Source organism: Marinomonas sp. BSi20584, assembly GCF_002792415.1.
GTDB classification, from domain to species: domain Bacteria; phylum Pseudomonadota; class Gammaproteobacteria; order Pseudomonadales; family Marinomonadaceae; genus Marinomonas; species Marinomonas polaris.
Genome location: NZ_KZ454881.1, coordinates 19,525 through 39,712 on the forward strand (window position 1 = coordinate 19,525; position 20,188 = coordinate 39,712).

Sequence of the window (20,188 nt, forward strand, 5' to 3'; positions counted from 1 at the left end):
TGTTATTTCGCGTCTTCTCTCAATTGATGGATATGTTGAACCAAAGCCCGTAATTTTGCGGGCTTTGCTGGTTTTGCCATGTAGGTAATGTTCTGTTGCTTACATTGCTCAACTAATTCAGGATCGCGTAAGGCGGTGATCAACACTGCTGGAATGCTTTTTCCAGCACGGGCTCGAAGTGCTTTAATCAAAGACAAGCCATCTTTATTATCATCAAGATGATAATCCACTAATAGTAACTCTGCTTCTCCTTCTGCATCTAAGGCATCATTAAAGCGGTTAAAGGTGCGACAATCACATTGCCAATGAGTTAACAGCGTATTCATGGCGATGAGGTTATTTTTTTCGTCATCAATACACCAAACATAGCAATGAGCCAGTTTTTCTTGTGGTGTAATTGTGGCTTGAGAGGTTGAAAAATCAATAATGTGATCACTTTGAGCCAAAGGAATACCGATGCTAAAGCAGCTACCTTTGCCAGGTATAGAATGTATTTCGGTACCTAAGCCTAGTTGTTTCTGCATCCGACGAACTAACCCTAGTCCTAATCCCATGCCGGGCTCTTGGGTATTTTCCCAGCGATAGAAGTCATCAAATATTTTCTTTTGCTCGGTGGCTGGTATGCCAACACCCGTGTCCCATACTTGTAAATACACGACGCCAGCACGTGGTCTTACACTTATTAATACGCGTCCTTTTTGCGTGTACTTCACCGCGTTAGAGACAAAATTTTGAATGATTCGGCGTAAGTAAATAGGATCTGTATGAACTCTAAAAGGCCTTAAATGTGTAGTTAAACGGATGTTTTTACTGTCTGCGATAACTCCAAATTCAGCAACAATAGGAGCGAGAATATCTTGCAGATTACAATCCACTAACTTGGGTTGAATGGCACCTTGGTCTAGGCGGGCGATCTCAAGTAGGGTTGATATAAGTGCTTCGGTTGATTCTAATGAATCGGATAATTTTTCAATGACTTGGTTGGTGTTGTCTGGCAACTCTGTGGATTGCAAAATCCCCATATAGAGCTTGGCGGCGTTTAATGGCTGTAAAATGTCATGGCTGGCTAAGGCGAGGAACTCTGTCTTTGACGCATTGGCTTGCTCGGCTTCTGCTTTGGCGCTGATCAGAGCTTTTTCAGCCTGATTACGTCGTTCTATCTCTTGCATGAGTTCGTGGTTAACGCCTTGCACTTCTACCGTACGAGCTTCGACACGCTTTTCTAAGTCTATGTTGGCTTCTTTTAAGGCTTGCTGGCTTTCAATGTGTTCAGTGACATCGGTAAAGCTGGTTACAAAGCCTCCGTCAGGCAGAGGATTACCCACCATTTCGATGACTCGACCACTGGCTCGACGACGTAAGAATCGGTGCGTGCTACCTTTTTTAAGATGCTCTAAACGCTTGTTAACCAGTTCTTCTATGTCACCTACACCACACTCGCCGCGTTCAGCATTAAAGCGGATTAGCTCTTCCACTGGCAACCCAACAGTCAACATACCTTCAGGATAAGGATAAAGAGATAGGTAGGTTTTGTTCCAAGCGACAATACGTAGGTCTTTATCGACCACACTAATGCCTTGGTCTAAATTATCCATGGAAACGAAGAGTAAGTTTTGGCTAAACTGAATGGCTTGGGTAGTTTCATCCAAGTAAGTCACCATTTCTTCTACCTTGATTTGTTTATCAATCAAGATGGAATTAATGATGGTACGAGCCGAAGAACCACCTAACACACCACCTAAAATGCGTTCGCAGTAGTCAACAAATAAACGATTTGGAGAAGCATTTGGTGGGATGGTTTGGCTGTAATCTTGTTCAAAATTCGACAGAACTTGCTGGCTCTTTTGTTTGCCCAAAAAAGTTTCCAGCAAAACAAAAAAATCGCCATTAGTAGCCTTGCTCTTGGGTTTGAAGAAGCCTTTTTCCAGCTCTGTGGTTGGGCTAACAAAAGCGGTGGCTTGGATACGGTCTATCAAGCGCTCGGTGGATAATAAAGAGCCAACCACATAGCCAAAAATATTCGCTAGTAAGCTGATAAAAGCGCCGTAGCTAATAAGTTCTGAGCGCGACTGGGCATTTTCTAAGTCCCAATCCATATTACCTGTTAGAGGCAGCATCATGAGCAATACCCAACACAAGAAACCGAAGGTTAAGCCTGTATAAACGCCATGGGCATGGGCGCGTTTCCAATAAAGACCACCTAGTACGGCAGGCATAAGCTGTAACACGAGAGAGAAAGCCAATATGCCTGTGTTTGCTAATGACTCAGCATTGGCCATTTTTTGATAATACAAAAACGATAACAGCAATATCCCCATCATGGCTAAGCGGCGAATTAGCAATATCCGACGACGATATAGAGGCAAGGCTTGTTGCTGCGCGCTGGCTCTAGCCAACATCAGAGGTAAGATTACGTCGTTACTGATCATGATGCTTAGGGCAAAAGTAGCGATGATAATCATCGCAGTAGTAGCCGACATTCCACCTAGGAAAATTAACATTTGCAAAGGAAGGTTATCAGACGTTAAGGCGAACTGAATGACATAAGTATCAGGGTTTATATCAGCAGAGAAAAGATTCTGACCTGCAATGGCTATTGGTGGAATGAGGACTGCAAAAATCAGTAAATATAAAGGGAATAACCAACGCGCCATGTTGGATTGACGATTATTTTGATGGTCAACTACGGTGACATGGAACTGGCGAGGCAAGCAAATCACCGCCGCCGCCGACATGAAGGTTTGCATTAGAAATGTGAAGGACAAAAACTGCTCAGGGTTCCATACCGTGAAATCGACATTTTTGCTGAGTTTGTTTATATCAAACTCTTGAGTCATAAGAACCGCAACAATACCCACTGCAACAATAGAGATAAGTTTAAATAAGGATTCAGCACCAATCGCTAGCATCATACCTGAACGATATTCAGTAACTTCGACTTTTCGAGTGCCAAATAGCATGGCGAAAATACCAATTAAAATAGTCGCCACTAAGACAACAAAACTGGTTGAAGACTCATCCTGATTGACAAAAAGTGCAAAGTTTGAGCCGATGGCTTTTAGCTGTAAGGCAATGTAAGGAATTACCGCGAGCATACTAATCAGTATGACCAAAGGTGCGGTCATTGGGCGTTTGCCATATCGAGAAGAGATAAAGTCAGCAATAGAAGTGATGTTTTGTTTACGGCTGACCGTAATCATCTTTCTGAGTACAGGAAAGGCAAATAAATACAGTAAAATTGGGCCAAGAAGAATGGGTAAATAACTCCAGCCCGACCGTGAAGCCTCACCAATCGAACCGTAAAACGTCCATGCTGTACAGTATATAGCCAGTGATAAGCTGTAGACCAACGGATGACGAGTCAGTTTTTTTGCTGTTGGACTTTCTTTGTCGCCCCAAATGGCGATCCAGAATAGACCGAGAACATACAGAATGGCTAACAGAATCCAGAAAACAGTCATTGAATAAATCACCTGAACTTAGGCTGATACGTCATTATTGTTTGTCTTAAGACTTTTGGGTCTTATTTTTATATAAATGTAACACAGCCGATACAACAATCCTCTACGACTTAGGTCGCGTAATTCATAAGGAAGGTTGTTTTAGTGAGAGATTATTTCACATCAAGAAATACTGTTTATTTAGTAAGAGATTCTTGGTGAGTGGAAACTAATGCTAAACTTGTTTTTCTTCAGTTGACTACTTATTAACGTTAGGCGGTACGATGATCCAACTTCCTTTAAATGACGATATCAAAGCGTTTCATGCGCATCTTTATTACTGTGACGAAGCGGGTGTTGAACTGGCCAAAATAGTAGCTGAGCAAGCTAGTGAGCTGTTCGAAATTCGTGTTGGGCGTTTCCATCAAAAGCCAGTAGGGCCGCATCCTGTTTGGAGCTGTCAGCTTTCATTCGCTGCAGAAACCTTTGGTAAGATCATTCCATGGTTGATGTTAAATCGCCAATCATTAGATGTTTTCGTCCACCCACTAACAGGTAATGACTATGTTGATCATACTCAAGGGGTTAGTTGGTTAGGTAAGTCTTATGTGCTTGATACTTCTCAGTTCATGCCGCCGAGTGTATGAGTTTTGTGCAAACTGATGAATAAATGGAGTGCTAAGAAGTAATGGAAATCCGATTAGCTAATTTACAAGACGCCAATGCCATTGCCGATGTCGCTTCGGCATTAGGTTACCAAAATAAGGTTTCAGAAAATCTTGCTATAAAGCGTCTTGAGCGATTGCTTTTATCTAGCAATGATAAAGTCTGGGTCGCTGAATTCAATGGGCAACTGATTGGTTGGCTACATGCTCAGCATGCCTTTCGAGCGGCTTCTGCGGACTTTATAGAAATCCTAGGTTTGTCCGTTGCGGATCAAGCAAGATTAAAAGGCGCGGGGCGAGCTTTGGTCGAAAAAGCAAAAGAATGGGCTTTAGATGAGAAGATAGTATTACGAGTTCGTACCAATGACACACGCGATGGCGCGAAAAAGTTTTATACCTCGTTAGGTTTTACGACTACAAAAATTCAATCTGTCTTTCAACTTTAGGATTGGCCTGCAATTTTAGGATTAACTCGCTGATCAAATTTCGCTTTAAATTTGATCAGCTCGGATTTTTTTTGCGTTTTTTTAAAATATTTGTCAAATATCCCTTTAAAAATCGTCGAACGTACCAAACTTCTAGGGTTATACGGTAGTTATTGAGCTTATGGGACGTTATCATAATGCCACAAACTATTGTTTGGGTTCGTGTTGTGGCGGTGTAACGCTTATTGTTGAAATGTAAGATTTGCTTGTATCAAGCGCTCGTTCCCTCATTATTTATTATTGGTTCATTAGGAGAATACAATGCAAATCACAGAAAACACCGTTGTTAGCATGCACTACACGTTGACTGACGAACAAGGCCAAGAACTAGATTCTTCTGTTGGTCAAGAGCCTTTAGTGTTTCTAAGTGGCGCTCAAAACATCATTGATGGTCTAGATAAAGCGCTTCAAGGCAAAGCTGCTGGCGACAAGCTTGCTGTTTCTGTTGCTCCTGAAGACGGCTACGGTGCTGTTCATGAAGAATTGATTCAAAAAGTACCGACTGAAAATTTCCAAGGTGTAGATGAAATCCAAGTTGGCATGCAATTCATGGCACAAACTCCAGGTGGCCAACAGCCAGTAACCGTTATCGCAGTAGAAGACGATGGCGTGATGCTAGATGGTAACCATCCTTTGGCGGGTAAAACATTGAACTTTGATGTTGAAATCATTGAAGTTCGTGAGGCGTTGGCTGAAGAACTAGAGCATGGGCATGTTCACGGCGCTGGTGGTCATCACCACTAAGCACTAAATAAATAATTAAGCGGCTTCTGACTTATGTTTCAGAAGCCGTTTTTTTTTTGCATTTAATAATTTGATAGTTAACTTTGCGAAGTCTCTACTTTGCCAAATTCCTAGAAAGGCAGAAAGATAAGTGTTTAAATATCGCCCAAATCTACATTGTGGCGATTTTGCTACTTTTTTAATAATGCACCGCAATCTAAAAGGGACTTGAGATGAAAAAGACGTTATCTGTGTTTTTGCTTTTTTTAAGCCATTCCGTTTTCGCGTTAGACTTGGCTAAATATCCAACGGAATTAACTTCTGGCGAAGGTGTAAACGTCGTCATTGCGCCGACCACTGACAATAAACAGGCTTTGGTGAAAGTAACTGGCGTGAATCACGAAATTGATGGCGTGGTTTTTCTTACCGAAATTAACAAACAGGGCGATGATCAAAGGCTCAAATACACCTTTGACGGCTCAAAAAGATCGTTGATTTATATCGCTAATAACTACGGTTGCTGTTCTTATACCTTGTATTTACCAGACACCAAAGATGGTATTTACCTTGGCAAAAAAGATGAAGCGAAAGCGGATACCGTTCAAGCCATTTCTGCACTTTATGATCAGCAATTAAAGCAAGGCGTGCAAGAAAAATTGGCGATGTTTAATCGTGAAAAACATTTAGCGTATCAAAAAAACAAAATACAAGAAGCCGATGACAATGTGGCTAAGCAGTGTGGTACAGAGATACCAACCAAAGTAGATTGGAATAAAATCTCTGACAGTGATTTGGGTACTTATGCCATTGCCGCTTATTGCGCGCAAGTATCATCAAAAGTCGCTGATCAATGTGCGGCAAAACCAGCCTTCAAAGAAACAGCGAAAGATTTTAAAGCGATTAGCTGTGACTTTACCGATGAGCTTAAGTTACGGCTTAATGATCAAGTATTGAATTTTAAAACCGCACCTAAAGCACCAAATCAAGGTCAGTTTATCGAGGCTTACTTAAACAACATGTAATCGCCTTTCAAATCAGAAAAGCACTGCGCACGAGCAGTGCTTTTCTATACGGTAATTTTTATGTCTCATGATGCATTTTTTGTACTAAAAGACGCGGTTCTTTCCTGTCAGCATTGCGCTGATGTTCTGCTTTATCCCCCCAAGCCGATTCTGCAAATACACCCTAATGCAAAACTATTAATCGCTGGTCAAGCGCCAGGGCAAAAGACGCATGATATTGGTCGGCCATTTGATGACCTAAGTGGCGAACGCTTACGTGAATGGCTCGGGTTATCTGTTGATGAATTTTACGATGAGCAGCAAGTCGCTATCGTCCCAATGGGGTTTTGTTTTCCGGGGAATAGTATTCATAAAAGCGGACCGTCAGCAGGAAAGAAGTCAGGTGATTTACCGCCACGCCCTGAATGCTCGATCAAATGGCGAGAAGCTGTGCTTAATCAGCTGACTAATATTGAGTTAACGATTGTTTTAGGCGCTTATGCGCAAGCCTACCATTTAGGTCAGTCTGGTAATGTGACTGAGCAAGTAAAACAATGGCGTTATTGGCTAGAGCAAGGCAAATTAGTATTGCCTCACCCCAGTCCAAGAAACAATCGCTGGCTCAAGCAAAATCCTTGGTTTGAGGCTGACGTTTTGCCTGAGCTGAGATTGCGGATTAAAGGCTTACTTCAGTTTCCCTCGTCATAACATAATGCTCTATGCCGTCTTCCATGTAGGGTTCGGATACTGTAATAAAACCGTGGGATTGATAAAAGCGTTTAAGGTGAGATTGTGCGCCAATTTTAATCGGACTGTCTGGCCAAAGGTTAAGGGTTTCTTTAATCGCATTCGTCATTAGCACGTGACCTAATTTATCTTTACGGCTTTCTTCTGCGACTACCACTCGACCTATGCTGCTATGATCTGGATAACAATCACCTTTTGCCAAAAGCCTTACATAAGCGACCACTTTGTTATCTTGTAAGGCAAACAAGTGTCTCGTATTAGGCAGTGTATCCAAATTATCCATATCAGGAAAAATGCAGTTTTGTTCTACCACGAACACATCACTTCGAAGCTTCAGTAGGTCATATAAGGTGTAATTGGATAGCTCGCTAAATGCCTGACAGTGCCATGTGATCATTTCTTTTTTCCTATTCGAATCTGTTCAATTTTACTGGTCAATATTATGCCTAGGAAGTCACATCATGAATATGAAAGAAATGGCTTCCTCTGACAGTCTGTTTTTTGTATTGTCATTTAGATACTCAATAACCTCATCGTTCAATATAAGGATGCAATTTTGGAACTAGATATATATCAAGTCGATTCATTCACCTCTGTTCCTTTTAAAGGTAACCCCGCGGGCGTGTGCATAACAGAAAATGCACTTGATGAAAGCCTGATGTTTTCCATTGCTGAAGAAATGGCTGTTTCCGAAACGGCATTTTTATCTTTAAGTAACATGCGATTAAGATGGTTTACACCTAAGGTAGAAGTCAGCTTGTGTGGCCATGGAACCTTAGCGGTTGCACATATTTTAAAGGAGAATGGCTTTGTTTTGAGCGGTGAAACATTGGTGTTTGATACCTTGTCAGGTGCGTTATCGGTTACAGTACAAAATGAAATTATTGAAATGGACTTTCCGGCAGCGACTCTTAGCACTATTGTCGATGATCATGTAATGCTCTTAGAGCATCTTGGAATTAATCCAAATAACGTTGTGTTCTTTGGTCGCTTTGATGAAAAATTTATTATCGAAATTGACAGCAACGATAGGTTATTAGATTTAACCCCCAATTTTGATGGCTTAAAAGCATTACCGGGTCGTGGTGTTATTGTTACAGCAAAGTCACCATCCAATGAAGTGGATTTTGTTTCTCGTTACTTTGCTCCTTGGGTAGGTGTGAACGAAGATCCTGTGACAGGTTCAGCGCATTGTGCCTTAGCGGTATATTGGCAGGGAAGACTTAACAAAAATAAGCTTAAAGGTTACCAGGCGTCGACTCGTGGTGGTTTTGTAGAAGTTGAGCTTTTAGCAAACAATCGAGTGAAACTGATTGGTTCAGCGGTAACGACATTGAAAGGGAAAATGTGTATTAGCGAATGATTCTCGAAAATATAGAAACAGAAAAAGGTAATATCTTTATCGATAGGCTAAAGCAGGAAGGCTGGAAGTTGAAATCACAATACAGTCCTTTTGCCTTTGATAAAGGTATCGACTATGACTGCTATGAGTTGGTGTTGGGCAAGGAAACGATAGTGCTTGAATGGAATAATTGGTTTGAGTGGGCACTATTCGGAAGTGAAGAGGTTGTTTGTGATTTGCAGGCACGGTTCTTTTTAAGTAAATGAATTTTTCCTTTAAAGATATATCAATTATTTTCTTCAATATTCATTAGAAATGCGTTTTACTGATATCAATAAAATAATAAAAATAGAGGTCTGTAAAATGAAAACCATGCTTGAACACTTGTCCCAATACGCTTTTTACCACCAAGATCGTCGTAATGTTGCAACGCATTTTGTTGGTATTCCGATGATAGTTGTTGGAATTGCTGTTTTAATGTCTCGTCCACATTTTACCTTGCTCGACATAGTGTTCACGCCCGCTCTCATCATTGCCCTTGCCAGTAGTGTTTTTTATGTCCGCTTAAACAAAATGATTGGCATTGTAATGACAATATTGTTGGCTTTGATAATTGGGTTCGCCGAGTTTGTAGCAGTTCAAAGCACATTCGTATGGTTAATCACGGGGATTAGTTTGTTTGTCGTAGGTTGGATATTTCAATTCGTAGGGCATTACTTTGAAGGTAAGAAGCCGGCATTTTTGGACGATATAACTGGGTTGATTATTGGACCTTTGTTTGTCTTTGTTGAACTGTTGTTTTTACTAGGGCTAAAACGGGATTGGCAACAAACAATAGAACGTTCTTGCGAAAAACAAAATAAAGCTGTGAATAAAAAATAATTAAGATTGAAGTAGAATTGCTTGGAGCGATTAGATAGATAAGGTAGGAACAGGAAGCGCTTAATGTTTTTATTCTAGCGCCATTTCCTTACAAGCCTGTTGGAGTAAGCCAAAATATCTGTTTTGAGAACAGATGCTTACCCAATAACTTTCTAGTGAACTTAACTGTTACAGCGTATTGATCTATTAAGCGTGTTGAGCAGAAGAAGATACAAGTGCTGATTTCAATTTGATTGCTACATTTTTAACGGCTTGAACAGCAGAAGAGATACCAGCAATGATATATTCAGCGCGTTCTGCACGAGCGATAGCTTCGTATTTTTCAGCATCAGTAAGATAAGAAGTGTTTACGTTCTCTAATAGCTCAGCAACAGATTTAGTGTTTTTCATGATGTATTCCTCGTTTATGGTTGTTTCAAAAAGCGTCAAAACTTATTCCGTTTTGATGCTTATATAGTAGAAACTATGGGTAAATAAGACAAACGATAAAAAATACGCCTATACCTGAAAAAAACTAATCAATCGGACAGTTAATCATTATGTAAGTGAGTGAAAGCAATATATATAAAGGCTTTCAGCTTATTTATATACTGCCCAAAGGGCTACCATTTTGCTTTGCTGTGTCTAAACGTATGTAGGATTTTGTGCTCACGACGTCTGCATGGGAATAAAGTTGTTTGACTACTAAGTCAGTGAATTGCGTCATGTCTTTAGCACAAATTTCTACCATCAAATCTACGTCTCCAGTGACACCATGTACGCTAATAGCAGCGCTTTGTTGTTGCAGAAAATTCATCACATTATCTCGTGCATTGGGAACATCTTTACTGACGGTGACTAATGTCCAAGCCATGACGCTGTAGCCGAGTTTTTGGTAATTCACCTGCGCCCGATAACCACTAATAATGTCCATTTCTTCTAACTGGCGTAAGCGCCTTAAACACTGAGATTGCGATAGGTTAATACTTTCAGCTAATTGTGTATTGCTAAGGCGGCCATCTTTTTCTAATGCTTGGATTATTTTGTAATCGGTACGGTCTAGGGTGATTTCTTTCATAAAAGGCTCAATTTAAACAAAAATCTTGTATTACGTTAGTGATTCTCCCTGTAAATAGCAAACAACTTGTGTGGCATATTATTTATACTTTTATCATATAAGTTTGTTGTTGATGACAAACTTTAGATTGCACCCGATAGGAGGATAAGGTTATGGCACCTAGGTTAGATTTGATGTTCGTTCGTTCTCAATTCCCAGCTTTTAAAGAACCTTCTTTAGCGGGTCAGGCGTTTTTTGATAATGCAGGTGGTTCTTATGCTTGTCAGGCGGTGATTGATCATTTAGATCAATATTATCGAGAAACCAAACTGCAGCCTTATCATCTTCATCCTGCGGCACAAAAAGCCGGTGCCCAGATGGATTTATCTCACGAGCGTTTAGCATCTTATTTGAATGTGAAGGCCAGTGAAGTTCATCTTGGACCTTCTACTTCTCAGAATACTTATGTACTGGCGCAAGCTTTTGGCAAGATTCTAAAAGCGGGCGACGAGATCATAGTGACCAATCAAGATCATGAAGCAAACATTGGTGTTTGGCGTGCATTAGAAGCGCGTGGAATCGTGATTAAAGAATGGCAAGTGGATGCACAGACAGGGTCGTTAGATATTAATGATTTAGAAACGCTTTTTACTGAACGAACCAAGCTCTTAGCCTTTACTCATTGCTCAAATATTGTCGCTGAAATCAATCCAGTAGCGGATATTTGCGCACGAGCGAAAGTGGCGGGAATTGCGACTGTGGTTGATGGTGTATCTTTTGCCGGTCATGGTTTGCCAGATGTGGATGCATTAGGTGCGGATATTTATCTATTCTCGCTTTATAAAGCGTATGGAACGCATCTTGGTGTGATGGTCATTCGCGATGCCATGGCTGATAAATTGGGTAATCAGGCGCATTATTTTAACAAAGCTTATCGTCAAAAATGGTTTGTGCCTGCTGGACCAGATCATGCTCAAGTGGCGGCAAGCCGTGGAGTGTTGGACTATTTTGATGCCTTGCACGATCATCATTTCGATGCAACGGACTCTGGTGCTGAAAAAGCCCTGCGCGTGAGAAATTTGTTCCATGATGCCGAACAAGTCTTGTTGGCCAAGTTGCTTCGCTTTGTCGATCAACATCCTAAGTTGACCTTACTTGGAACGGCAGATCCTGCGAAGAGAGCCGCCACGGTGTCGATTATTCCCAAAGGACAAACACCTCAGGAACTGGCGCAGAAATTAGTTGATCAAGGCATTATTTGTGGAGCAGGGCACTTCTATGCCGTGCGTTTGCTAGAAGCGATGGGGGTGGACACAAGTACGGGCGTGGTTCGCTTGTCATTTGTTCATTATACGAATGACGAAGAAATGGATCAGTTGATCGAGGCTTTAGATAAGGCGCTTTCATAGGACTAGAGCGAGGGTAGATTTTGTCTCTGCACTCGCTATTTTTTTACGTGAATTATTCTTTAGTTGGTTCTGGCCAAGAATCATAATGAATTGCAGAGCTAGCATCTCGTCTTGGTAACCAGCCAGCCCTTTCTAGGTCTGGCGTGTCATGAAATATGTCCACATAACCCACGCACAAATAGGCAATGATATCGATGGATTCAGGAATATTTAGCGTATCGCGTATCACCTTGTCATGAACAATACTGACCCAGCCAACACCAAGGTTTTCCGCTCTCGCAGCTAACCATAGATTTTGTACCGCGCACACAGAACTGAATAAATCCATTTCTGGCTTCGCGGTTCGTCCTAGTACAACAGAGCCCGTCCGGTTGCGATCGCATGTCACACAAATACCCAATGGCGCTTCTTCAATGCCTTCTAATTTGAAGCTTTTGTATTGCTCTTTACGCTCGCCTTCAAACAGTTCGGCCGCTTCGGCATGAGCTTGTAAAAAACCTTGTTTAATTTGAGTCTTGGATTTTGCTTTGGTGACAAGAATGAAGTCCCAAGGCTGCATAAAACCGACGCTTGGCGCATGATGTGCAGCCAATAATATGCGCTCTAAAACATCGTTCGGAATAGGATCGGGTTTGAACTCTCGTCGTACATCACGACGAGAAAATATGGTTTTGTAAACCGCGTCGCGCTCTTCTGGAGTGATGTTCATAATATCGACTTTCGCAATTGGATAGATCGATATTATGAGGAGTTATGATGTTTTATGCCAATGAGGAAAGCTTAGGTTAAAGAGAGTTTTTCTAAACTTGATCGCTACAAACCGCTTTTAGTAATAAATCATCGCTTTCAAGTGGGTACCAAGTTGAAGTTGATGGCTGTTTTGAATCTGGGGAAGCTGTGAAAGATTGAGTGAAATCTGTTCTGGCGCCTTGTACGCAATCGACTATTTGTGGAACACGTTTCGCCATGTGGCGACGTTCAAAAAAGTACAAGTCGACTAGAACAAGGTTCGGATCAATTTTATTTTTTGCAGAATTCTCTATGTCGGCAGCGATAAAACGAAGAGTTTGTGGGAATACGTAGCTCCAAGGACGCCAAGGGGCTTCTTCTTGAACAGCTTTTACAACGACAACGCCTTCTGGCAGTAAGCTCGTTTGATGATCATACCAATCGTACTCACCTTGAATTTGAAAACCAAGCATGGTGGCACCAGCAAACACAGGAACCAGCCATTTCGGCGCAGTTTGTTTGGTTATCTTTCTTAACAACAGAGCAATACCTGCGCCGCCAATACCGGCAAAAACGGTAGCAATGAGTTCCCAAAACATAAGCGCTCTCTTTTTTGGTTTGTGTGGATTCTTATTATAGGGAAATTGGGCCTCACAAAGAAGTGAGGCCCAATGGTTAGAAGTGCTTTTTGTTGTTAAACCTTAGTGGTCAACTGCACCGCCTGCACCTTGAGGGTAACGAACACTTTCAACAAGGTCTTGGATTTCTTTTGGTGGTGGCGCTGTCATCGAAGATACAGTGAATGCGACCACAAAGTTAATCACCGCACCAATGGCACCGAATGACAATGGTGATACACCGAACCACCAATTATCAGGAGTATTGGCGAACGATGCTGTACCTGGGACGAAGAACCAGCCAAGGAATAAGAAGATATAAACCAAGGTAGAAATCAGACCCGCTAGCATACCAGCGACAGCACCTGTGCTATTCACACGTTTAGAGAAGATACCCATCATTAGAGCAGGGAAGATAGAGGCTGCAGCAATACCAAATGCTAATGCTACTACCTGAGCCGCGAAGCCCGGTGGGTTCATGCCTAGATAGGTTGCCACAACAATGGCAACGAACATGGATATCCTTGCAACCCTGAGTTCTCCTTTGTCACTAATATTGGGGTTTATCGATCCTTTTATTAAGTCATGACTTATCGCAGACGAAATCGCCAATAGTAAACCAGCAGCAGTTGATAGTGCAGCCGCTAAACCACCCGCAGCAATCAGTCCAACGACCCAACCTGGCAAGTTTGCAATTTCTGGGTTAGCCAATACAAGAATGTCACCGTTAACCGTTAACTCATTGCCAGCCCAACCACGAGCTGTTGCTTCGTCTTTAAAGGCAGGAACATCGTTGTAGAACTGTACACGGCCATCGCCGTTTTTATCATCGAACTTGATAAGACCGGTAGTTTCCCATGTTTGAACCCAATCAGGACGCTCAGCGTACTCAATAGGTGCCGCCGTTGGGCCAGAAGGATAGATAGTGGTCAATAGATTCAAACGAGCCATAGACGCAACAGCAGGTGCTGTTAGATATAACAAAGCAATGAATACTAACGCCCAACCAGCAGACCAACGAGCATCGGCTACTTTAGGAACAGTGAAAAAACGAATGATAACGTGTGGCAGACCCGCTGTACCTATCATCAAAGATAGTGTAAACAGAACCATATTCAGTTTGTTATCAACATCGGCAGTGTAATCTCTAAAGCCAAGCTCTCTCACCACTTCATCTAATTTTTGTAGCAAAGGCATGCCAGATTCAGTGTGATTAGAGAAAAGACCGATAGCAGGGATAAACGTATCCGTTAGCTGTAAGGAGATGAAAACGGCAGGGATGGTATAAGCAATGATTAGTACCACATATTGCGCAACCTGCGTATAAGTGATGCCTTTCATGCCGCCCAATACTGCGTAGAAGAATACAACAACCGCAGCGATCATAAGACCTGTGTTGTTATCTACTTCCAAGAAGCGAGAGAATGCCACGCCTGCACCAGTCATTTGACCGATTACATAAGTAACTGAAGCAATGATCAAACAGGCGACAGCTACTAATCTAGCTGTATTGCTGTAGAAGCGATCACCGATGAAGTCTGGCACGGTAAACTTACCAAATTTACGTAAGTAAGGTGCAAGCAACATAGCCAGTAATACATAACCACCAGTCCAACCCATTAGGTAAGTTGAGTTAGCGTAACCGCCTGCTGCGATCAAACCCGCCATGGAGATGAAAGACGCTGCAGACATCCAGTCAGCAGCTGTTGCCATACCATTAAGTACTGGATGGACACCGCCGCCTGCAACGTAGAATTCTTTTGTCGAACCAGCTCGTGCCCAAAATGCGATACCGAAGTAAAGCGCAAAAGAGCCGCCGACGAAAAGTAAATTGATAGTAAATTGATCCATGCGACTTACTCCTGAAGGCCAAATTCTTCATCAAGCTTGTTCATTCTCCAAGCATAGAAGAAGGTCAAGATGATGAATACGAGAATGGAACCTTGCTGAGCGAACCAGAAGCCTAAATCAGCGCCTCCAATCATAATGCCTGAGAGCATGGGACGAAGTAGAATGGCACAACCGTAAGATGCTAATGCCCAAACCACTAAACTGCCTAGTATCAGCCTGAGGTTTGCTTGCCAGTATTTTTCTGCATTAATATTATGATCTGACACGGTAGATCTCCTTATAATTATTGTTATACGCCTTATTAATTTAGCAGGCAGTTGTCTAATAAGAAGTCAGACTTTAGTCGCATAGAGTGCTTTTTAATCAATATATGCTCATGTGGGATTTACGCAATATTGCCTTTCGAAAGAGAGTAAGAGAAGTGAATACTAAGATTAAGCAAAAGATTCTTTCGGTTTGTGCTGAAAAAATAAAACAAAAAGGCGACGGCGTTCAGGTATCGTTTTATGCTTTTTTTGCCAATAAAAACCATGATCCAATCACCTTGATGGCTGTTGCTCGCTGGTGGATTGAAGAACAGCAACTGAATCACTTCGAAAAAGCCACTAAGATTTACGCCATGGTGGCATCGCTTGATGACTCATCAGTATTTCAATCATCTTATGCTGAACAAGGTAAAGGCCTTAATCATCTGACGTTGAGTGTGACGAATCTCGATTCCTCTCTCGAATTTTATTGTCACCTGCTCGGTTTTAAAGCAGAAGTACGTTGGAATACGGGTGCCTATTTGTCATACGGGAATTGTTGGCTTTGTTTATCACTGGGTGAAGCCAAACCTAGTCGGGATTACACGCATTTTGCTTTTAGTTTTGACTCATCAGCCATGTCTCGTATTCAGCAAAAAAATGCTTTTCAAGCAGTGAAGCAATGGCAAGTAAATAGCAGTGAAGGGGATTCTTTATATATTGAAGACCTTGATGGCCATAAGTTAGAACTGCATTCAGGTTCCCTTGCTACGCGTCTTAAGTCTTTAAAAGCTAAACCTTATGACGGATTGGAGTGGTTAAATTAAATCTGTACCATATCAGTCCTACTAAAGAAGAATAGCCTTCTTAATAACTGATCTTTTGGTGGAGGTTTTTAATAAGTGCGTATGTCATAATCGACCAGTGACAGACTTGTCTTAGGAGACAAAGGGTGATTCAAGCAATTTACGTGTCGAAAAAATCCAAACAATCCCAGATAGGGATTGATGCCGTCAAAGTTGATGCGGGTAAAGGCATCGTAGGCGACAGATATTACGGAAAAAAGGGCACAGACGGCCCAAATATTACCTTTGTCGAAAGTGAAGAAATCGCAGCTTTTAATGCTAATTTTGGACAAAGTATTGGTCTTTCTGCGACCAGAAGAAACATAGTGACCCAAGGCGTGCGACTTAACCAATTAGTTGGTCAAGAGTTCTCTATTGGTAATGTACGTTTTTACGGAGTCGAACTGTGTGAACCTTGTGGCTCGCTAGGAAAATCCCTAGCCAATGATTCGATATCATCACCACAAGTCGTGAGAGCTTGGCTTCATCGCGGTGGTTTAAGAGCTAACGTATTGAGCACCGGTATTTTGCGTACTGGCATGCAGTTTAATTTGATCCAGAATGGTACTAATTAGAAAAAGGCTAAGCAGTAAAAAGTAAGTAATAGCACCTTTCTGGATCGTTTAATTAAACAAGATCCTCAGCCAAAACAAAGCGTTTAATGTCGTTAAACTCTTTATTAAAAGGCTGTGATTGCGGTGTGTATTTACCTGCTAGGCAGTCTTTTACAATCTCTTCAGCACGCGTTAGATAAGTGTTTCTATCTTCCGTTTGACTTGGCTTTGGTTCAGCTTTTGGATGCTGCACTTTTGGTTGCAACAACAATAGCTCATTAAGCGACTTAGCTTTGGTTGATTCACCTTGGAAACGCCATAAATCAGTGCCTTGGTCATAAGCGTAATAAGGCAATAGGGTCGTGCCGTGTTTCGCGACGAAATCGATAGCGTCTAAAATAAACACCGCTTCTGCATTGTCTAAGAAATAATTCAAATTGAAACGAACCCAGCCCGGTTTTACCAGTTTCTCACCTTTTCTCAGTGCTTCTTGAATACGTTCCGATTCAGTTTTGTCGATACCTAAAAGCTGATGGCCATAAGGCCCAGCACAAGAGCAACCGCCTCGAACTTGGATGCCAAACACATCATTCAGTACAGCGGTGACAAAACCGTGATGTAAGTAACCAAAGTCGGTTTTAATGCGAAAAGCGGTAATCGACAAACGCGCTGCGTCAGCATGACCTAAGCGTTCAATGTTTGGGTGGTCATGCCAATGCTTGTCGATCAATTGTACGAGTTCGTGTTCACGGGCTTCGATCGTTTTGTCACCAACAGCTTGTTTGAGCTGAAATACCAAACCGGCACGAATGGATTCTAGAATTCCCGGTGTACCGCCTTCTTCTCGACGCTCGCCAATCGGTAAAAATGTGTGATCTTCAGGTGTCACAAAAGACACCGTGCCACCGCCAATAAGGCTTGGTTTTTGGTTAGTTATGATGACTTTTTTAACGACCAAAATACCTGAAGTACCCGGGCCGCCGATAAATTTATGGGTAGAGAAAAAGATCGCATCTTTGGCAAGTGCTTGGTCTTTGCTTGGGTTCATATCTAGCGCAACATAAGGCGCGGCCGCGGCAAAATCCCAAAAAGCGAGGGCATTATAGCGATGCAGCAAGGTCGTGATTGCGTCTTGATTGCATAAAATCCCTGTGACGTTGGATGCCGCGCTGAAACTACCGATGAGGCATTTATTTTGTTTTGCCTGTAATTGCTCTTCTAAGGAGATTAAACAAACGCCACCGTCTTTTGACTCTGGGATTCTGATTACTTCAATGCCCAGCTCTCGCCAAGGCAATTCGTTGGAGTGATGTTCATACGGTCCAATAAAAACGCATACATCTGATTTGTCAGATTCACTCAATTGACGTAAGCCTAATTGACTAATTAAGGTATTAATCGCGCTAGTGGCGCCGCTGCCACAAAATATCACCAAGTCTTCTTCTGATGCGTTGACGGCTTCTCGAATTTGCTGGCGAGCTTGTTCACGAAAAGCGGTAGTTTGTTGGCCGGTGGCGTTGGCTTCGGTATGAGTATTGGCGTAAAGCGGTAAGACGCTGTGGCGAATAGCGTCTTCGATAAAGTCTAGACTGCGGCCAGAGGCGGTGTAGTCTGCGTAGGTCAAGGTTCTTGCGCCAAAGGGTGTGTTTATTTGTGTGTTCTTGCCGATGATACCGTCGCGAATGCGGGCAAACAAAGCCTCTTCATTAGATAGTTCTTTTGTGCCGTGGTTTTCTGTGCGTTGGTTTGTCTCACTTTGATTTAGAGTGCTTTCTGCGGCAGCAATGGACATGTTTCTTTCCTCATTTGGCTTGCCGCATTAATAAACCAGTTATCACTCAATCTTTCATGCTGGGCAAGGGCAACTGAGTTGTCCACTTGATTTGCTCCATGGCGAAGTTTGAGGTGACGTCGGTTAATGCGGTGGCACTAATTAATCGTTTATAAAATTTGTCGTAGGCTGGAATGTCTTTTACCAACACACGAAGTAAGTAATCGTATTCACCTGCCATGCGGTAAAATTCCACCACTTCAGGGAACTCGGCCACAACGCGAGCAAACTCATCGGCCCAATTTGCGTCATGCTGATTGGTTTTAACTTGTACAAAAACCGATACGCCAAGTCCTAGTTTGTCTGCGTCTAAAAGCGCGACACGACGCTTGATAAATCCTGCGTTTTCTAGTTTTTGAACTCGTCGCCAGCAGGGCGTTTTTGATAAGCCAACTTGCTGGGCCATAGCCTCTGTTGAAATACTATCATCACTTTGAATTAAGGCAAGTAGTTGCAAATCTATCTCATCTAAGTGCATTTCGTTCTCTTTTTTGTTTGTTTTTTAGATTTTAGTTTCTTATTGTCGTGTTTTTTTTCGCTTGCTGCAACTCGGTTCCTTGACCTTGTTTAATAGAGGAATTTAATTTTTCATTTGATGGAAAAAAAAACGCTCAAAAAGACAGATATTTTTTAAAAAATGAGGATATTAAGTGCTCTAGTGAAAGGGTTTTATAAAGATTTTTTATCTGACGTTCTTCCTTTAGACTGTCGTCATATAATTAAGAGACTGCCTTATGTGAGTAAGATTGACAGCACATTAATACAAATTTGGACGGTTAAATATTACAGGAGTAATCAATGATATTGCGTAACACAATTCGTTTTGTTGGTTTAAGTTTGCTTTCGAGCGCAGCGTTCGCCGCTAATCAAGTTGCAGTGTCGGATGACGTGATATTAAAGCAGCGTCAAGCGCTACAAGAAAGTACAAAGGGGCAAGGCGTTGGACCTCAATCACCGCGAGACATCGATATAAAGTTTGGCCGTAATATTCAAACCTTTGCACAAGCACCAGTCTCGAGCAATATGAACCTCTGCAATATACACTTTCATAAAAATGCTGAACATAAAGGCGGTGAGTTTACCAAGTATGCCGGTAACGGCGACGGACAGGGATTTCAAACTGGTTATGTTTATTCTGGTCAATTGAGTCAGCAAGAGTTAGAGCCATTGAAGGGCGGTGCTGTCTGTAAAAGTAAGCATAGCGAACTATTTTCTGGCGATACCATTGAAGTACATTACGTGTATTCCACTGCAAAAGTTGAACCAGGTCCAACCTTAGGAGCCTGTATTATCAAGGGACAAGCAAGCCCTCAACTTCGTGTAGAAACTCAAGTTTATGTGACTGTGAATGATAACAATGCGCTTAACTTCAAAGCGTTGACGGCTCACGATCTTCGTAATGGTCTTTATCAAGCGACACACATTCCTAATAACACAGGCACACCAGTGACTTATGCAGGTTCTACAACAGGCCCCAGTTACAATGAAAAAGCGTCACCGTACCAAGTGACTTGGAATGTCCGCCCTAACGTGGCAAAGGTTGATATTCAATCAGTAGGAGACTGGTGCGATAGTCAAAATATCTACCAAGAAGATCACGCTCATGGTGTAAGAAACCTGATTACCAATCCAGATTTGCTATCAAAGGTTACCGATGCTAATTAAGCAAAAACAGCATAAATTCACGTTCCAGTTACTTTCTAGTTTTCGCATAAGGCCCTCTTTTTAGAGGGCTTTTTTGTTCTTTTGTAAAGCTTATTTTCTTTCTATCAGGTTTTCTTTAAAA

The 20,188-nt window shown here is 42.0% G+C and carries 22 protein-coding genes and 1 pseudogene; 13 read left to right on the forward strand and 10 right to left on the reverse strand.

Features of this window, described 5'->3' with window-relative positions; genetic code table 11:
* Positions 1-2: 2 nt before the first annotated feature.
* Complete coding sequence (locus tag TY87_RS13015; RefSeq protein WP_100187395.1) at positions 3-3,461, reverse strand: hybrid sensor histidine kinase/response regulator; 3,459 nt, start codon at positions 3,459-3,461, stop codon at positions 3-5.
* Between the two features lie 263 nt (positions 3,462-3,724).
* Between TY87_RS13015 and TY87_RS13020 the strand changes: the two genes are divergently transcribed.
* From TY87_RS13020 to TY87_RS13040, 5 genes are all read left to right on the forward strand, one after another.
* A complete protein-coding gene (locus TY87_RS13020) occupies positions 3,725-4,087 on the forward strand; it encodes a DOPA 4,5-dioxygenase family protein (protein ID WP_100187396.1) in 363 nt (120 codons plus the stop codon).
* Between the two features lie 41 nt (positions 4,088-4,128).
* Positions 4,129-4,551 (forward strand): GNAT family N-acetyltransferase, encoded by a 423-nt coding sequence (locus TY87_RS13025; protein ID WP_100187397.1) that lies wholly within the window; start codon positions 4,129-4,131, stop codon positions 4,549-4,551.
* Positions 4,552-4,851: 300 nt separating this feature from the next.
* Entirely contained in the window at positions 4,852-5,334 is a 483-nt protein-coding gene (locus TY87_RS13030) for an FKBP-type peptidyl-prolyl cis-trans isomerase (protein WP_012069141.1), read from the forward strand.
* A 212-nt stretch (positions 5,335-5,546) separates the two neighbouring features.
* The gene (locus tag TY87_RS13035) at positions 5,547-6,335 is read left to right on the forward strand and encodes a hypothetical protein (RefSeq protein ID WP_100187398.1); all 789 of its coding nucleotides are present in this window, start codon (positions 5,547-5,549) and stop codon (positions 6,333-6,335) included.
* A 60-nt stretch (positions 6,336-6,395) separates the two neighbouring features.
* Positions 6,396-7,022: a uracil-DNA glycosylase family protein gene (locus tag TY87_RS13040; RefSeq protein ID WP_100187399.1), complete on the forward strand. Its 627-nt coding sequence runs from the start codon at positions 6,396-6,398 to the stop codon at positions 7,020-7,022.
* Here the strand turns inward: TY87_RS13040 and TY87_RS13045 are convergent.
* The gene (locus tag TY87_RS13045) at positions 6,991-7,458 is read right to left on the reverse strand and encodes a GNAT family N-acetyltransferase (protein ID WP_100187400.1); all 468 of its coding nucleotides are present in this window, start codon (positions 7,456-7,458) and stop codon (positions 6,991-6,993) included. The genes TY87_RS13040 and TY87_RS13045 overlap by 32 nt on opposite strands.
* Before the next feature lie 159 nt (positions 7,459-7,617).
* On the opposite strand from TY87_RS13045, the gene TY87_RS13050 reads away from it, so the two are divergent.
* From TY87_RS13050 to TY87_RS13060, 3 genes are all read left to right on the forward strand, one after another.
* The gene (locus tag TY87_RS13050; RefSeq protein ID WP_100187401.1) at positions 7,618-8,424 is read left to right on the forward strand and encodes a PhzF family phenazine biosynthesis protein; all 807 of its coding nucleotides are present in this window, start codon (positions 7,618-7,620) and stop codon (positions 8,422-8,424) included.
* Complete coding sequence (locus TY87_RS13055) at positions 8,421-8,669, forward strand: hypothetical protein (RefSeq protein ID WP_100187402.1); 249 nt, start codon at positions 8,421-8,423, stop codon at positions 8,667-8,669. Before TY87_RS13050 ends, TY87_RS13055 begins: the two co-directional genes overlap by 4 nt.
* A gap of 97 nt (positions 8,670-8,766) precedes the next feature.
* A complete protein-coding gene (locus TY87_RS13060; protein WP_100187403.1) occupies positions 8,767-9,285 on the forward strand; it encodes an Mpo1 family 2-hydroxy fatty acid dioxygenase in 519 nt (172 codons plus the stop codon).
* A gap of 186 nt (positions 9,286-9,471) precedes the next feature.
* Here the strand turns inward: TY87_RS13060 and TY87_RS13065 are convergent, their stop codons facing one another.
* Complete coding sequence (locus tag TY87_RS13065) at positions 9,472-9,675, reverse strand: RSP_7527 family protein (protein WP_072838057.1); 204 nt, start codon at positions 9,673-9,675, stop codon at positions 9,472-9,474.
* Between the two features lie 193 nt (positions 9,676-9,868).
* On the reverse strand, positions 9,869-10,342 hold the full coding sequence (locus TY87_RS13070) for an Lrp/AsnC family transcriptional regulator (RefSeq protein ID WP_100187405.1): 474 nt from the start codon (positions 10,340-10,342) through the stop codon (positions 9,869-9,871).
* Positions 10,343-10,494: 152 nt separating this feature from the next.
* On the opposite strand from TY87_RS13070, the gene TY87_RS13075 reads away from it, so the two are divergent.
* Positions 10,495-11,730 carry an aminotransferase class V-fold PLP-dependent enzyme gene (locus TY87_RS13075; RefSeq protein WP_100187406.1) on the forward strand — a complete coding sequence of 412 codons (1,236 nt, stop codon included), beginning with the start codon at positions 10,495-10,497 and terminating at the stop codon, positions 11,728-11,730.
* 52 nt (positions 11,731-11,782) lie between these two features.
* Here TY87_RS13075 and bluB read toward each other — a convergent pair whose 3' ends face one another.
* The 4 genes from bluB to TY87_RS13095 form a co-directional block, all read right to left on the reverse strand.
* Entirely contained in the window at positions 11,783-12,439 is a 657-nt protein-coding gene (gene bluB / locus TY87_RS13080; RefSeq protein WP_100187407.1) for a 5,6-dimethylbenzimidazole synthase, read from the reverse strand.
* 91 nt (positions 12,440-12,530) lie between these two features.
* Complete coding sequence (locus TY87_RS13085) at positions 12,531-13,058, reverse strand: hypothetical protein (protein ID WP_100187408.1); 528 nt, start codon at positions 13,056-13,058, stop codon at positions 12,531-12,533.
* A gap of 102 nt (positions 13,059-13,160) precedes the next feature.
* The gene (locus TY87_RS13090; RefSeq protein ID WP_100187409.1) at positions 13,161-14,927 is read right to left on the reverse strand and encodes a sodium:solute symporter family protein; all 1,767 of its coding nucleotides are present in this window, start codon (positions 14,925-14,927) and stop codon (positions 13,161-13,163) included.
* Between the two features lie 5 nt (positions 14,928-14,932).
* A complete protein-coding gene (locus TY87_RS13095; protein ID WP_100187410.1) occupies positions 14,933-15,193 on the reverse strand; it encodes a DUF4212 domain-containing protein in 261 nt (86 codons plus the stop codon).
* 110 nt (positions 15,194-15,303) lie between these two features.
* Here TY87_RS13095 and TY87_RS22610 point away from each other — a divergent pair.
* From TY87_RS22610 to TY87_RS13105, 3 genes and pseudogenes are all read left to right on the forward strand, one after another.
* Positions 15,304-15,540, forward strand: a pseudogene (locus TY87_RS22610) (DUF6500 family protein); the annotation flags it as partial.
* A gap of 6 nt (positions 15,541-15,546) precedes the next feature.
* A complete protein-coding gene (locus TY87_RS13100) occupies positions 15,547-15,999 on the forward strand; it encodes a VOC family protein (protein ID WP_100187482.1) in 453 nt (150 codons plus the stop codon).
* 125 nt (positions 16,000-16,124) lie between these two features.
* Positions 16,125-16,592, forward strand: coding sequence for an MOSC domain-containing protein (locus TY87_RS13105; protein ID WP_100187411.1), 468 nt, complete (start codon positions 16,125-16,127; stop codon positions 16,590-16,592).
* Positions 16,593-16,644: 52 nt separating this feature from the next.
* On the opposite strand, the gene TY87_RS13110 is transcribed toward TY87_RS13105, so the two are convergent.
* Positions 16,645-18,363, reverse strand: coding sequence for an aminotransferase class V-fold PLP-dependent enzyme (locus TY87_RS13110; RefSeq protein WP_100187412.1), 1,719 nt, complete (start codon positions 18,361-18,363; stop codon positions 16,645-16,647).
* Positions 18,364-18,409: 46 nt separating this feature from the next.
* The gene (locus TY87_RS13115; RefSeq protein WP_100187413.1) at positions 18,410-18,880 is read right to left on the reverse strand and encodes an Lrp/AsnC family transcriptional regulator; all 471 of its coding nucleotides are present in this window, start codon (positions 18,878-18,880) and stop codon (positions 18,410-18,412) included.
* A gap of 320 nt (positions 18,881-19,200) precedes the next feature.
* Between TY87_RS13115 and TY87_RS13120 the strand changes: the two genes are divergently transcribed.
* Complete coding sequence (locus tag TY87_RS13120; protein WP_100187414.1) at positions 19,201-20,067, forward strand: delta-class carbonic anhydrase; 867 nt, start codon at positions 19,201-19,203, stop codon at positions 20,065-20,067.
* Positions 20,068-20,188 lie beyond the last annotated feature (121 nt).

Bases quoted from the DNA above. Each gene is read 5' to 3' on its own strand.
- TY87_RS13090 (WP_100187409.1), bottom strand. From the start codon at position 14,927: ATGGATCAATTTACTATCAATTTACTTTTCGTCGGCGGCTCTTTTGCG.
- TY87_RS13115 (WP_100187413.1), bottom strand. From the start codon at position 18,880: ATGCACTTAGATGAGATAGATTTGCAACTACTTGCCTTAATTCAAAGT.
- TY87_RS13100 (WP_100187482.1), top strand. From the start codon at position 15,547: ATGGTGGCATCGCTTGATGACTCATCAGTATTTCAATCATCTTATGCT.
- TY87_RS13045 (WP_100187400.1), bottom strand. From the start codon at position 7,458: ATGATCACATGGCACTGTCAGGCATTTAGCGAGCTATCCAATTACACC.
- TY87_RS13030 (WP_012069141.1), top strand. From the start codon at position 4,852: ATGCAAATCACAGAAAACACCGTTGTTAGCATGCACTACACGTTGACT.
- bluB (WP_100187407.1), bottom strand. From the start codon at position 12,439: ATGAACATCACTCCAGAAGAGCGCGACGCGGTTTACAAAACCATATTT.
- TY87_RS13065 (WP_072838057.1), bottom strand. From the start codon at position 9,675: ATGAAAAACACTAAATCTGTTGCTGAGCTATTAGAGAACGTAAACACT.
- TY87_RS13020 (WP_100187396.1), top strand. From the start codon at position 3,725: ATGATCCAACTTCCTTTAAATGACGATATCAAAGCGTTTCATGCGCAT.
- TY87_RS13040 (WP_100187399.1), top strand. From the start codon at position 6,396: ATGTCTCATGATGCATTTTTTGTACTAAAAGACGCGGTTCTTTCCTGT.
- TY87_RS13055 (WP_100187402.1), top strand. From the start codon at position 8,421: ATGATTCTCGAAAATATAGAAACAGAAAAAGGTAATATCTTTATCGAT.
- TY87_RS13035 (WP_100187398.1), top strand. From the start codon at position 5,547: ATGAAAAAGACGTTATCTGTGTTTTTGCTTTTTTTAAGCCATTCCGTT.
- TY87_RS13085 (WP_100187408.1), bottom strand. From the start codon at position 13,058: ATGTTTTGGGAACTCATTGCTACCGTTTTTGCCGGTATTGGCGGCGCA.
- TY87_RS13025 (WP_100187397.1), top strand. From the start codon at position 4,129: ATGGAAATCCGATTAGCTAATTTACAAGACGCCAATGCCATTGCCGAT.
- TY87_RS13015 (WP_100187395.1), bottom strand. From the start codon at position 3,461: ATGACTGTTTTCTGGATTCTGTTAGCCATTCTGTATGTTCTCGGTCTA.
- TY87_RS13070 (WP_100187405.1), bottom strand. From the start codon at position 10,342: ATGAAAGAAATCACCCTAGACCGTACCGATTACAAAATAATCCAAGCA.
- TY87_RS13120 (WP_100187414.1), top strand. From the start codon at position 19,201: ATGATATTGCGTAACACAATTCGTTTTGTTGGTTTAAGTTTGCTTTCG.
- TY87_RS13060 (WP_100187403.1), top strand. From the start codon at position 8,767: ATGAAAACCATGCTTGAACACTTGTCCCAATACGCTTTTTACCACCAA.
- TY87_RS13075 (WP_100187406.1), top strand. From the start codon at position 10,495: ATGGCACCTAGGTTAGATTTGATGTTCGTTCGTTCTCAATTCCCAGCT.
- TY87_RS13110 (WP_100187412.1), bottom strand. From the start codon at position 18,363: ATGTCCATTGCTGCCGCAGAAAGCACTCTAAATCAAAGTGAGACAAAC.